11 protein-coding genes are annotated in these 11724 nt (G+C 55.2%); 6 read left to right on the top strand and 5 right to left on the bottom strand.

What is annotated here, in order from left to right; translation table 11 throughout:
- Positions 1-8: 8 nt before the first annotated feature.
- Positions 9-1193 (bottom strand): phosphoglycerate kinase, encoded by a 1185-nt coding sequence (locus J2I48_RS25810; protein WP_207338415.1) that lies wholly within the window; start codon positions 1191-1193, stop codon positions 9-11.
- 139 nt (positions 1194-1332) lie between these two features.
- Between J2I48_RS25810 and J2I48_RS25805 the strand changes: the two genes are divergently transcribed.
- Complete coding sequence (locus J2I48_RS25805) at positions 1333-1722, top strand: nuclear transport factor 2 family protein (RefSeq protein WP_207338414.1); 390 nt, start codon at positions 1333-1335, stop codon at positions 1720-1722.
- On the opposite strand, the gene J2I48_RS25800 is transcribed toward J2I48_RS25805, so the two are convergent.
- The 3 genes from J2I48_RS25800 to J2I48_RS25790 form a co-directional block, all read right to left on the bottom strand.
- A complete protein-coding gene (locus tag J2I48_RS25800) occupies positions 1715-2788 on the bottom strand; it encodes a hypothetical protein (protein ID WP_207338413.1) in 1074 nt (357 codons plus the stop codon). The two genes, J2I48_RS25805 and J2I48_RS25800, sit on opposite strands and share 8 nt — an antisense overlap.
- Before the next feature lie 73 nt (positions 2789-2861).
- Positions 2862-4019, bottom strand: a complete 1158-nt coding sequence (locus tag J2I48_RS25795; protein ID WP_207338412.1) for a hypothetical protein — start codon at positions 4017-4019, stop codon at positions 2862-2864.
- Entirely contained in the window at positions 4006-4986 is a 981-nt protein-coding gene (locus J2I48_RS25790) for a DUF2157 domain-containing protein (RefSeq protein ID WP_207338411.1), read from the bottom strand. Before J2I48_RS25790 ends, J2I48_RS25795 begins: the two co-directional genes overlap by 14 nt.
- 122 nt (positions 4987-5108) lie before the next feature.
- Here J2I48_RS25790 and J2I48_RS25785 point away from each other — a divergent pair, with 122 nt between their 5' ends.
- The 5 genes from J2I48_RS25785 (at position 5109) to J2I48_RS25765 (ending at position 10855) form a co-directional block, all read left to right on the top strand.
- The gene (locus tag J2I48_RS25785) at positions 5109-6797 is read left to right on the top strand and encodes a VRR-NUC domain-containing protein (RefSeq protein ID WP_207338410.1); all 1689 of its coding nucleotides are present in this window, start codon (positions 5109-5111) and stop codon (positions 6795-6797) included.
- Positions 6798-6888: 91 nt separating this feature from the next.
- A complete protein-coding gene (locus tag J2I48_RS25780; RefSeq protein ID WP_207338409.1) occupies positions 6889-7299 on the top strand; it encodes an Xre family toxin-antitoxin system antitoxin in 411 nt (136 codons plus the stop codon).
- Between the two features lie 10 nt (positions 7300-7309).
- Complete coding sequence (locus J2I48_RS25775; protein ID WP_207338408.1) at positions 7310-7837, top strand: RES family NAD+ phosphorylase; 528 nt, start codon at positions 7310-7312, stop codon at positions 7835-7837.
- 52 nt (positions 7838-7889) lie between these two features.
- Positions 7890-10298: an ABC transporter permease gene (locus J2I48_RS25770; RefSeq protein WP_207338407.1), complete on the top strand. Its 2409-nt coding sequence runs from the start codon at positions 7890-7892 to the stop codon at positions 10296-10298.
- Positions 10299-10444: 146 nt separating this feature from the next.
- A complete protein-coding gene (locus J2I48_RS25765; protein WP_207338406.1) occupies positions 10445-10855 on the top strand; it encodes a PaaI family thioesterase in 411 nt (136 codons plus the stop codon).
- A gap of 102 nt (positions 10856-10957) precedes the next feature.
- Here J2I48_RS25765 and J2I48_RS25760 read toward each other — a convergent pair whose 3' ends face one another.
- A complete protein-coding gene (locus J2I48_RS25760; RefSeq protein ID WP_207338405.1) occupies positions 10958-11698 on the bottom strand; it encodes a class I SAM-dependent methyltransferase in 741 nt (246 codons plus the stop codon).
- Positions 11699-11724 lie beyond the last annotated feature (26 nt).

Raw genomic sequence — 11724 nt, 5'->3', positions numbered from 1 at the left:
TTACTTTTTTACTGCAACGCTGCTACACCCGGCAACGTCTTGCCTTCCATGTATTCGAGCAATGCGCCGCCGCCGGTGGAGACGTAGCTAACGCGGTCGCCGTAGCCGGCGTTGTTGATGGCTGAGGCCGAGTCGCCGCCGCCGATAAGCGAGAATGCGCCGTTTTCGGTGGCCTTCACCACGGCTTCGGCAATGGCGTTGGTGCCCGTGGCGAAATTGGGGAATTCAAACACGCCCATCGGGCCGTTCCAGAGAATGGTCTTCGCGCTTTCTACCACGCTGGTGAACAGCTTCACGCTGTCGGGGCCAATATCGAGGCCTTCCCAGCCGTCGGGGATGTGGCCGGTGGCTACGGTTTGGCGGTTGGCATCGTTGGCGAAGGCATCGGCGCATACGTTGTCGGTGGGCATCACGATCCGTACGCCTTTGGCGTCGGCTTTTTTCAGAATCTCCAGCGCAAGGTCCTGTTTGTCAGCCTCTAGTAGCGACTTGCCAATCTGGCCACCCTGCGCTTTGGTGAAGGTGTAGGTCATGCCCCCGCCAATAATCAGCGTATCGACGGTGTCGAGCAGGCGTTCGATGATCAGGATTTTGTCGGAGATTTTGGCCCCGCCCATGATGGCTACAAACGGCCGTTCGGCATGGTGCAGAATCTTGTCGGCGTTCTCGATTTCGGCCAGCATCACGTAGCCACACACGCGGTCCTGGAAAAACTGCCCGATCACGGCGGTGCTGGCATGGGCGCGGTGGGCGGTACCAAAAGCATCGTTTACCCAGACGTCGCCGAGTTTCGAGAGCTTTTCGGCAAAGGCCACGTCGCCTTTTTCTTCTTCCTTATAAAAACGCAGGTTTTCGAGCAGCAGAATCTCGCCGGGCTTGAGCGCAGCCGCCTGCTCCACCGCCGATTGGCCAATGCAGTCGTCGGCGAATTTCACCTCGCGGCCAAACGTCTGCGACAGCGTGGGCAGCAGGTGGCGGAGCGAATACTTATCCGTCGGGCCATCTTTCGGGCGGCCCAGGTGCGACATCAGGATAGCCGAGCCGCCGTCGTTCAGGATTTTCTGAATCGTGGGGATTGTGGCCTTAATTCGGGTGTCGTCGGTGATGGTAAAGTCCTTATCGAGGGGAACGTTGAAATCGACGCGGACGAGGGCTTTTCGGCCCGAAAAATTAAAGGTATCGACGGTCTGCATGGGGTAACTGACGGTTGTTTTCTGCGTTAAAATTCACCTCAAAAGTACATGAATCTGGGGGTGGGGGCGGTACGAAGGTGGTAGTTTGACTAAAATTCGCCTAATTCGATGGTAAATTACCAAACGAAGTTTTCCCCGCATGACTGGTATTGAAGAAGCGAACGTGCAAACGGTCGTCGCTTACGTTGAAGCGTATAATCGCAAAGACATCGACGGTATGATGGCCTGCCTAGCCGAGGATGTCAATTTTGAACACTTAGTAGACGGGCACGTCACGATGAAGCTAACGGGGAAACCCGCCTTCCGGCAACAGGCCGAGGCCGCTGCTCAGTTGTTCAGCTATCGGGAGCAGGTACTCAACGACCGCACCGTAGCCGATGACGTGGTGAGCGTGAAAATCGACTACCGGGCCACCCTCGCCGTCGACATGCCCGACGGCCCGCAGGCAGGCGAAACTCTGTCGCTGACGGGGCATTCGGTCTTCGTAATGAAAGACCGCCTCATTGCCCGCCTCACCGACATTAGTTAGTCTTGTCGACCTGAAACGGCTCAAGGGGTATTGGCTGCTGATGCTGCTCAGCAGGAGGCGTCGGGGTTGTTTTGCGGGTAATGCGGACTAGATAACCGCAGGTCGTCAGCACCAGCAAGCCAATGAGTAACGACCCAATAGGGGTGGTCTTGAACTGATTGGTCAGTGAAAACAGGAGCATGTTGCTCACCAACAGAAAGAGCAAGGTATTGCTGCCCATCATCAGCAAAACCGACGAGTGGAACCCCCGGCGAACCAGGGCATGTATGCCCAGATAAAGGCCGTACAATAGCCCCCACGACCCACATATCCAGGCCAGCGACGGTGGAAACCGCACGGGCAGCACGCTGGTAGTGACGTAGAAAAAAGCAAAATAGCCCGTACCGGCCACGGCTACCAGAGCCACCGGCCAGCGCCAGACCACGTTGAAGCGGGCAAAATAGATACCGGCTACGTAGAACAGCCCATACTGCACCAGCGGAAAAGCGGCGTAGCTCCGGCTGCCTACCAGCAACCCCAGCGGGTTGTCGATAAAGAGATTATACGGAATCAGGATTGTTGCCAGGAGCGATACTCCACCCACCACCAGCATAGCCCGGCTCGACCCGGCCATGGTAGCTAATGGCCTGAAAAGCAGCAAGGTAAGGCCCGTCAATAGAAAGTAGGCCAGCATAAATTCGGAGAAAGGGGCAATGTACTGGAACGTCAGCACCGCCCAGGCATCGGCTAGTGTTACGGTAGGTGTAGTTCGGCCGGGCATAGGCAAGATCACCACGGCGAGCAGGGCCGACAGGTAGTAACTAGCCAACTGATTCTGCGCAGTGGTGAACAGATTCTTCCTAACTCGTGCTAATGGTTTTGAGAGATAGGCGTGATAGGAGGCGTAGCCAAAACAAAATAGAAAGCCTGAAAAAACAGTCAGGTTGCCCGTAGTAGCCAGTAAGTAGCACAACTGACTGCTTCGGTTGCCGGGAATAAGGGTACCCACCAGCGTAAAGCTATGGGTGAGTACCATCAGCGTGACCAGTGCCGCCTTCAGGTATTCAATCGATACATTTCGTTGCATAGATAAGGGGCAAAGATACCCTCTATTCACTATTTAGTCTATTGACTATTAGGCATAAGTATCTAACGGGCCGTCAGTACTGTTCGCCTGAGCCGCCGCCCCCAAAATCACCACCACCAAAGCGCGGACCAGTAGGGTGCTGCTGGGCGTTTACCGTGCCCTGCAGGGTAGTCAGCGTACCGGCATGGCGCACCACCAGCAGCGGTGCCTCGCCGTCATCGGTGTCAGAAAAACCGTGGCGGGGCGCACGCAGCCACCGAATGCCCAGCACCGCCAGCCCGATAAGTACGGTGCCGTCTATAGCCAGCGCCACCGACAGGGGCCAGGTGCCGTAATAGTGCCGCACTGTCACCAGCGCCGCCGCCAGCCCCAGCACCGCCAGAATAACAAACATGCGCGACTTTCGGCGGAAACCCAGCACCGCATACGCCAGCGGAATGCCAAACGTAATACCCCAAAACAAGCCACGTAGGGATATTTCGGGCGTTACGGCGTAGTGGCCTTCCAGCAGCAGACCGTTTAGTTCGCGCACCACGTAGTAGTTGCCCGCCGCCGCCAGCACCACCAGACTGGCCCACCGCAACTGGCTCAGCACGTCGGCGTAGTAAGCGCGATTGGGGAGCCGGTCGGCCAGCAGGTATAACCCCACCGACACCGCCATGAAGATAAACGGCATCAGCTGCTTGCCCCAGCCGTAGTCGATCAGGCGGTGAAAAAGGCCCCCGTAGAGCGCAAACAGGGCGAAATAGGTCAGGATAGTGTCGCCGGTATACCAGATCATGGCCAGCAGAATGGGCAGGGCAATCAGGCAGCACGCCCAGAACGGTGGCGTAACAGGAAAGAGCAGGATCAGCCCGCCGATCAGAAACAGCGGCACCAGCAGCACCAGCGCATTGTCGATACCGTTGCGGCACAGGTTGCCACTAGCCACGGTGCTCCGGGTGAAGAAAAACAGGCCAATACCAAACACAATGGCCACCGCCCCCAGCCCGGTCTCGCCACTGCCACCACTCAGCAGCACATACACCAGCCCAAAGGCCGACATAGCCGCGATGATGGTAAACAGAAACAGCCCAATGTCGATAAACGGGTTGGTCATTTTGAACCGCCTGGGGTATGCCGCCCGCACCGCCGCCAGCTGTTCGGGCGTGACCAGACCTTGGGTCTGCCACTGCTCTACCTGCCTTACCAAGTCGCGCTCTTCGATGTGGGTTTCGTTATAAAGTTTCATAGCGGGTCAGTTTGCGGTAGTTGGCAATCAGGTACAGCACTACGCCAACGCTGGCCAGGGTGAAATAGAGCATATATACTTCGGGAGGCAGGGCCATGCCATCTACGGCGTCGCCCAGGAGGTAGGTCAGGCCAATGTCGCCGTAGACCACGCCCATGAGCATAAACAAAAACGACCGGTCGCGGCGGGCATACTGATCGAAGCCCACGCAGGCTACCAGCAACAGTAGGCCATAAAGCAGCCGCCGGTCGGCGAAGTTGAACACGCCCGCCAGCAGGGCCAGCAGGAACAGGTTGCCGCCAAACGCCAGCAGGGTGTTGGTGAAATGGGCTTTCACGCGCTGCCGATACCCCACCACGGCCATGGCAATGAGAATGCCGCCCAGGCCAATGGCGGCCCAGACGGTGGGTTCGTCGAAGAAGTTGGTGCGTAGCCGAAGCTCCAGCGGTCGCACGGTTACGCCCACCCACGAGGCCAGCGCGGTGAGGCCCATGGTAAGCACGCCCTGATGGTCGAACCTATAGGCGAGGGCCACAAACAGCACCGCAGGCAGAAACGTGGCCAGCCCGTAGCGCGTGCCGAAGAGATTAAACCGGTACTGCGCGTAGCCTTCCAGCGACAAAAACAGCAGACACCCCAGCAGCAGGGCATAATCGCCGAAGACCGAACTGCTGTTCACCTTCGCCGCCGACAGCGGTGGCCGGAACCGCCAGGCAAAAATGAAGCTGGCTGCGCAGAGGGCCGAAATGCCCCCCAGGATGGCCACGTCGCCGATGGCTTCGTAATGTTCGTAGATCACCAGCCCCAGCCCGGCCGTCAGCAGCAAGATACCCACCGACAGCATGGCCCGCAATTCGTAGTGCAGCGACAGGGGTTTGGTGCGCTCATAATCGGCCAGCGCATCGGCCTGTTCGGGCGGCAGCAGCCCCTTCTGTTTCAGGGCCGCCAGCACGTCAAATGGGGACATATTGGGGGGGATTGGTGTTATTTATAGACAGACGTTGGACATTAGATGTTGGATGTTAGACCAGAGAAACAGGCTTAGTCTAGTAGTGGTCCAATGTCTAAAATCCAGCATCCAAAATCCTTATGGTTGGACGACAAAAAGTAATTCTGCAGCCTCGCTACTACTGGCATAATTTCCGGTATGTGCTCGACTTTGTGAAGCGGCTTTATGGCGGGCTGCTCAACGAAGCGGAGACGGATTTTTTGCACCGGTTCGATGCCCTCAGCACCGACGCGCAATGCCTGTACGTGCGGGTCAGCAATCGTAAAGGTGCCTTCTTCCGGGCCAATAAACTCAACTACCGCGAAATAACTGATTTGCCGGTTTCGGTGGGAGAACTCATCAACGCGGGATTTCTGGACCGCCTCGCCACCCGCCACGAAGGCATGGGCCACGAAGCCCTCGACGTGTTTACCAAGCCCGACCTGCTCGATCTGCTGCCCCTGGAACCGGAAGAGATTCGGGCGCTGAACAAGCTCAAAAAAGAGGAAGTAGTGCGCTATGCGCTGAACGAGCTGAACTTTGGCGAAATCGTGACGAGCATCTCCACCCGCGAGACCGTGGTGAAGGTCAACTTCGAGGCCGAGGTGATGATGCTCAAGTACCTGTTCTTCGGCAACCGTGGCTCCGACATGACCGAGTTCGTCATGCGCGACATGGGTATGATGAACTTCGAGCAGTATGACGAAAGCAAGATGACGGCTCGTTTCCGCAACCGCAAGGAGGTGGAAGATAAGCTGCTGATTTCGCTCACCAACGAAGCTTTCTATGAGCAAAAAGACGCCGGCACCCCGCCCGATGCCATCTACAACTGGTTTCTGAACTGGAACGAAACCCGACCTGAGTTGTCGGAAATCGCGTTTCCGGGCTATCAGAAACTTGTTTGCCGCGTGGGGGCTTACCTGGAGCGCCAAAAAATGCCCGATCAGGCCTTGGCCGTCTACGAACTATCTGACCGGGTTCCGGCCCGCGAACGGCGCGTGCGACTTTTGTACAAAAACGGGTTGGTCGATGAAGCCCTGGCCCTGATCGACGAGATTGCCGTGACGCCGCAGAACGCCGAGGAACGGTATTTTGCGGGCGATTTCCGGGAGAAGATCCTGGGCAACGTGGCCAAAAAACGGACCCGCAAAGCCACCACCCGCTTTCTCTCCGACGCCGAAAGCTTGGATATTCCGGCGGCCTACCGGCACCACGTTGAGGCGGGCGTGATGAACCATTACCTGGAGGAAGGCAACGACGCGGCTTTCACTGAAAACTACCCCTGGCGCGGGCTGTTCGGTCTGGTGTTTTGGGACGTGATCTACGACGCCAACGTGGCTGCCATTCACCACCCGCTACAACGTGCCCCGTCGGACTTTTACCTGCCCGATTTCTACGTCCGCCGCGAAGAACTGTTGAAAAAACGCCTGGCCGAACTGACTACCAAAGACGACTGGCGGCGGCACGTGGGGCGCACCTACAACGCCAAATATGGCATCACCAACGTGCTCGTAGACTGGAACGACGAACTGCTGGGCCTGGTAAACAAGCTGATTGAACTGCTCGACCTGGAGCAGTTGGGCCTGATTTTGTTGGAAATGGCCCGCAACGTCCGCGAGCACACCCGTGGCTTCCCCGATCTGCTGGTCTGGAACGAAGCCGGTGAATACAGTTTCGTGGAAGTTAAGTCCCCCACCGACCACCTCGGCCCGCAGCAGTTGCACTGGCTGGAATACTTCGACACTATCGGCGTGAAGGGCAAAGTGGTCCGCGTGATCTGGGCCATGTGAGGTTTTCGTGCAAAGACTATCAGTCCTTGCAAAACTGAACAGATTGTGCCATATTGCGGTTGTAGTACTGACAAATTTCGCACATCATCTTATGGCATACGCAGCACTTCCCCCGCCAACAGCCGTTTACGCCCCCTACACCGTCATTGATAAGTCGCGGCAGGGGGTGTTGCGGTCCGAGGCTGATCGGGTAGCCAATATGGTTGGGCTAACCGACAAAGAGATGGCCCGGATGCTCAATATGTCGGACCGGAATCTGCACCGGCTTAAACCTGACGAACGGCTATCGCGCGATGCGTCGGAGCGGTTGCTGTTGCTGACCAACCTGCTGCAACACGGGCTGGATGTTTTCGACAACGACGCCGACACGCTGGCCGATTGGCTGCGTTCGCCTATCCGGGAACTGAACAATCAGTCGCCGCTGCAACTGCTTGATACCTCAACCGGTTTCGGGCTGGTCGATGACGTGCTGGGCCGGATCGAGCACGGCATCGTGGGGTAGAGAAGAGGCCATGCTGACCGTTTACCGTACCGTGAAGGCGAAATACGCATCAGACCCGCTGGCTACCGAGGGAGCCCGGTTGTTTGGTGGTCGCTGGAATCCGAAGGGTTTTCCGTTGTTATATTCAACCTCGTCGCCTGCGCTGGCCCTGGTTGAATCGCTGGTGCATCAGCCCCGTGTGAAGTACGAAAAGCTGCCGAACCTGCTGCTGTTTACGCTGGCTGTGCCCGTTGAGCTAACGCCGGATGCCGTGACGACGTACCTGCCGGAAGACCTGCCCGACTATTGGAACGACGAAAGCTACGTACGTACCCAGTGGATTCTGCGCGACTGGCTCACGAACCCCACCACGTTGGTGGCCGCTGTGCCGTCGGTGGCCGTGCCCATGTCGGTCAACTATCTGCTCCATCCGGGGCATTCACGTTTCGGCGAGATTCGGGTAGTGAAGCAAGAACCCTTCTCAATAGAGCGGCGGTTATGGCACGACGAAGACAAGGCGAAGGTATTGAGTCCGCAAGCGCGGCTTAACAAGTATTAACAACCCCTCCAATACGGCAATATGTATATTGGCTCTCAATAAACTTTGAGCCATGATACGTTCCTATATCAATCTCGCCATCAGGCATTTAGCTAAACGAAAGTTCCTCTCAGCGGTTAATATTCTTGGGTTGGCCGTAGGGATGACTTTCACCTGGCTCATAGCCAGTTTTGTTGTCAGTGAGTTGCTGGTTAACAACACATTGAGGCATGCCGCCAATCAATATATTATTCGGAGCAAATGGGCGCAGCCGAGTATGGGCTTCGAAGATGCGACCGTTGCCCCATTAGGTAAACTACTGAAAGACGAGTATCCGGCTTTGGTCGCCAACTACTATCGTTTCGATGTGGCGACAACGGCTGTTTCGGTGGGGGATGAGCACTTTGTCAGAGAGGTCGTCGAGGTGGGCGATCCAACTATGCTGACGATGTATGGCTTTCCCTTGCTATACGGCGACGAGAAAACAGCCTTAAAAGGGCCTAACTCGGTTGTCATCACGGAAGAGAATGCCGTCAAGTATTTTGGCAAAACGGATGTACTCGGACGAGTTCTCAGGTTGAGCAACTACGCAGGTGGCGAACAGGATTTCACCGTGACTGGCGTATTGAAAAGCCTGCCACAAAACTCAGTGACCTATTTGTGGGATCAGCCTGTTCACATTTTTGTTCCGCTCAATAGCTTACAGGGCCGCACCGATATGGACGGATGGGAGACGCATAATATGGTCACCTGTGTAGAATTACAGGACGGTGTTACAGAAAGCGACTTAGCAAAGCCAATACAGCAACTGCTCGCTACGCATGCGCCAACCGATATCAAAGGGCAGCTACAGCCTTACCTGACTCCATTGCCAGACTATTACAGGCAATTCAACAAAGGGATCGTCCAGAAAACAATTTATACGCTGTCTGGCATTGCGCTGTTTGTCCTGTTTATGGCGGTTGTCAACTTCGTAAACATCACCATCGTCAGTTCATCGGCACGGATTCGGGAAATCGGTGTCCGAAAGGCGTTGGGAAGCCAGCAGGCGCAAGTTGTGGTTCAATTATTAGTTGAGTCTACAGTCTTGACAGCGCTAGCTACAATCACGTCGTTGTTGCTTTACGAAGCGTTCCGGGCTTCATTTGCCGATGTAGTTGGTAAGAAAATTGACCCGTTGTGGGCTACATCGCCCTACTTTCTGATTGTGGTCACGCTAATTTCGTTGTTTATTGGACTGGTGGCTGGTACGTACCCGGCAGTCAAACTGTCTGCTTTACCGTATGTCGACTCACTGCGGGGTAAACTAAAATCTGTCAAAGAAGGGGTGTTATTCAGGCGACTGTTGGTCACGGCTCAATTCAGTGTTGCGTTACTGGTTTTTTGTGGAGCCGTGGTGATTGCCCAGCAAGTGGCTTACTTTTTCAGCAAAGACATGGGCTACCGTAAAGAATCGGTGCTACTGGTGTCGATCCCGCGTGACTGGTCACCTCAAGGTGTGGTTAAAATGGAACGGGTTCGGGACGAACTGGCCCGCCTGCCTGAAGTAGGAGCCGTAAGCATAACTTCGTCAACCCTCAAGGGGGGTACCGGCTACGATATCAATCTGTACTCGGTTGGTAGAGATTCGACAGAATCAATAACGGCTTCGGTATTGCAAACCGACGAATATTTCGCTCAAACCTATCAGATCCCACTGGTTGCCGGACGTTTTTTTCAGTCCTCTTCGAAAGCCGATCAGGAGGATAAACTTGTACTGAACGAAACCGCTATTCGGTCGTTAGGCTATAAGACTGCTGAAGCTGCTATCGGGAAGCAACTGTACACCTACGGCTACGACAAACCCATTACCATTCTTGGGGTTACAAAAGATTTCAGCTTCCGTTCACTAAAAGAGAAGACACCGCCCACCGCCATCAGTCATGTTAAAGGAGCCGGTAATCTTTTCTCCTATATGTCGATCAAACTCAATGTGAATGATGTGACGCAGGCAACCGCTGCCATTGAGCGGCGATTTCATCAATTACTACCCGACGCCCCTTTCGAGTATTATTTCGCTGACCAAGCTCTACAGCAACTCTATCTGGCTGAATTGCAATTGAAGGAAGCGGCTCAAACTGCTACGTTTCTATCGTTGTTTATCGTACTAATTGGCATCGTAGGCTTGGTCTCGCTGAGTGTAGCTCGTCGAACAAAAGAATTGGCCATCCGTAAAGTACTGGGTGCAAGCGTAAGCCGAATCATTGGCCTGTTCATCGGTGAGTTTTTCCTTGCTTTTGTCGTGGCAGCCCTGTTCGCATTTCCGATTGCGTTTTTATTGATGCGCACCTGGCTACAAACCTTCGCTTATCATGTAGATATCAGTTGGGTTTCTTTTGTGTCAATCGGTTTGCTCTTTCTCTTATTTGTGTGCTTCGTTGTAAGCTTACAAACAGTCAGGGCGGCTCTGATGAACCCGGTTAAAAGCTTACGGACAGACTAGCTAGTAGTATCTAGCCTTAGAATTGAACTGACAAAACAGCTTGAGGCGGTAGCTGAGCAGTTGCAGACTAATATTGTATTGACAAAAGCCGTTGGCTTAACCGATATTGTGCCATCGATTCAAATCGGTGGAAATTAGAGATACCAATGGACATTCCTGAAGGCTTTGAGCCTATTTTTCGTACCAGCCCTTTTCTGGAAACAGCCGGGCCAATATATAGTCAACAAGTTGGCGATGAATTGATTATCGGCCTGCTGGTACTCGATAAACACGTAAACGGACGCGGCTTCGTACACACGGGCGTCTACACTACCCTGGTCGACGTGGCGATGGGTTATGCCGCTGCGTTCTCGCAAAAACCCCCCGTGCCCCTCGTCACCGTCAGCCTCTCCACCGATTTTGTGGGCAACGCCAAAGTGGGCGACTGGCTCGAAGTACATACCGATATTCAGCGCATCGGCACCGCAGTGGCCTTCGTCAACGCCTTTGTCATGAAAGACGATGAGCGCGTTGTCCGCGCCAGCGCGGTGTTTAACGTGCTACCGAAGAAAGGGTAGAGATTTACGAATTACGATGTACGAATTACGATTTATTGCTGACGCCAGCGTACTCATGCGTCAGCAATAAATCGTAATTGGTACATCGTAATTCGTAAATCTCTACCCTTTCACTCCCATTCTCAAAAATATGGGAAACCGCACGTCACGCGGGTTGGGACCCCAGAGGCGGCGGAGGTCGTCGGCGAACTGGTCGATGGGGTCGTAGCCGTGCTTTTTGCGAAATGCTTGCACCGCCGACCAGGTGCGGAGGTAGTTCATGTACCACTCTACCAGCCACTCGCGCCGGGCAATGAACCGCGCCCGACGGGGCTGGGCAAAATCGAAAGGCAGGTCGCGGTATTCATTTTCCACGTGCCGCCGCATGGGGTCCCAGAAGGGGCCAACAATGTCCGTATAAATAAACCGGACCAGGGCGTCGATGGGAGCGTTCACCTGGTTGAGGCCGTAGCCCCACTCGGCAATCACGCCGCCCGGTTTCAGCACCCGACGCACTTCTGCATGAAACACCGGCACGTCGAACCAGTGTAGCGCCTGCCCCACCGTAACCAGGTCAAAGGTATCATCGGCAAAGGGCGGTGTTTCGGCCTGCGCCGTCTGGTAGTCAATGTTAGGTCGGCGCGGGGCGTTAGCTAACTGATTGCCGCTCAAATCAGTAGCGTCTACTTCTTCGAAATAATTGGCCAGGGCTACGGCCGCCTGTCCGTTGCCGGTGGCGCAGTCCCACACGCGCTGCCGGGTGGGTACCTGCGCCAAAATGTAGTCGTACAACTCGCCGGGGTAGTCGATCCGGTAGCGGGCGTAGTCGGCAGCATGGCCGGAAAAACGATCAAGTGGAATCATGGGGGAGGCAATTTTCCGTTTACTGT

It is taken from the genome of Fibrella aquatilis (assembly GCF_017353255.1).
Lineage (GTDB): Bacteria > Bacteroidota > Bacteroidia > Cytophagales > Spirosomataceae > Fibrella > Fibrella aquatilis.
The sequence above is the reverse complement of the archived record's forward strand: the minus strand, read 5'-3'. Positions and strand labels throughout refer to the sequence as shown.